The organism is Helicobacter didelphidarum, assembly GCF_003364195.1.
Lineage (GTDB): Bacteria > Campylobacterota > Campylobacteria > Campylobacterales > Helicobacteraceae > Helicobacter_A > Helicobacter_A didelphidarum.
Genome location: NZ_NXLQ01000115.1, coordinates 1 through 1,688 on the forward strand (window position 1 = coordinate 1; position 1,688 = coordinate 1,688).

Sequence of the window (1,688 nt, forward strand, 5' to 3'; positions counted from 1 at the left end):
CTTATATGCTTCATTTTGCAATAAAGCTTGTTGCTCTGGGCTAAGATTCGCTACTTGCACAGATGGAGCATTGCTACCCCCCCCATCAGAATTCTCTTCATCACTATTACCCATGAATATAAAAACAACAACACCAATTAAAAGTATCACAGCAACAACAACACCTATGATAATAAAAAGTAATCCTTTTCCTTTTTTTTCTTCTGTTGCTGTCGCCTGTTTTTCTTCTTCAGCCATTTTCTACTCCTTATTTAATCTTTTGTGAAATATGCTAGAGAGGTTTTACCAAACTTCTTTAACTTTTGAAGATGAAAAATACCTATCCTTTCATCAATTTGAGTGTTACTCATCATTTCAATAGTGATAATATCGACACTTTGCGATAAAGATTCACTAAAAGATTGTATGAAATGTGAAGTTTTTTGATAAATATCGTGAAATCCATCTCTACAACTAAAGGGTGGATCGATATATAATATAATACGATTTTGTTGCGTAAATGGACTCTTATATTGCTTAGAATTCTCTTCTTTATAACAAAACAATTCTGGTATTATAGCAGTTTTTGTTTGAGAATCTTTATTTTTCTTCTTATTATCTATAATTTTATGACTTTTAGTTTTATATTTATCACAGACACGAATACAGCTTTCTAAGACAGGAAGCGAATAAAAGAAATCTTTGCAATAGAGTTGTAAAGATTCTGTAAGATAATATTGCATAGAATTGTTTCCTAATATATTGGGAACATCATTACCCAATCTCATTGGATATATTTTGTGATGTTGTTGAGTATTGTATGTCTTTAAGGTTTTATTTTTTTGTATATGGTTCATTATATGTGCTTGCATGTTATTGTAAGGCATTTGTTTTGCATTTTTTTGTATTTTCATTTCAAGGAGACGTGCATTGTGAAGTAAATTACTAAAAGCACGGGAATCTTTTTCGAAAAACATAACTTTTTTTGCACCCATTGAGAGAGCCTCAAACCCCATTTGACCACTACCGGCAAAGCATTCTATAAATATTGTATCTTGTAAAACATTTTGCAAGGTGTCAAAAAATGATTTTTTTACCAATGCCTTTGTGGGACGTGTTGTGGCATTGCTTTCTAAAAGAAGCTTTAGCCCTTTATATTTTCCACGTGAGATGCTAAAACTTTCCTTTTTCTGTTTTTCTGTTTGCGTTACATTTGTTTTTATGGTCGTTTGCTTTGATATTATTTTGTTATTTCGCACTCTATTCTCTCTTTTTTTGCTCCATAAGTCCAAGCTTTATTGTATCTTAAAATATTTAAGGCTTAGAGAATCTAAGATATTTTTATTCATAATTCAATCAAGCAATAGTGATATATTTCAATTTATTTGCTTCTTAAAATATATTGATTTCTATAAATATATAGTAAAATATACTAAATTACCCTATTATTTCTATGACAGAATTATTTTTGCGACATTAAAATATAAATAAACAAGGAAGAAACAATATGAGTAAAAATGAACAAGAGAAATGAGCAAAAGTAGTTTAAGCATAGGAGCTATAAGTTTAGGAGGATATTCTTAAGAAGATTCCACATTCTCAAATAATATATGCTATAATCCATAGCACTAAAACCATAATCTTTATGATAAAGCAATTTCATATCACAAGGAGAATCCCTTGCACCCTCTCTTAGAATCTGATAGCTT

At 29.9% G+C, this 1,688-nt stretch carries 1 protein-coding gene and 1 pseudogene; both read right to left on the bottom strand.

Features of this window, described 5'->3' with window-relative positions; genetic code table 11:
- Positions 1 to 237, bottom strand: a pseudogene (locus tag CQA53_RS11250) (flagellar basal body-associated FliL family protein); the annotation flags it as partial.
- A 14-nt stretch (positions 238 to 251) separates the two neighbouring features.
- A complete protein-coding gene (locus CQA53_RS11255) occupies positions 252 to 1,238 on the bottom strand; it encodes an RsmD family RNA methyltransferase (protein WP_245945912.1) in 987 nt (328 codons plus the stop codon).
- Between the last annotated feature and the right edge of the window lie 450 nt (positions 1,239 to 1,688).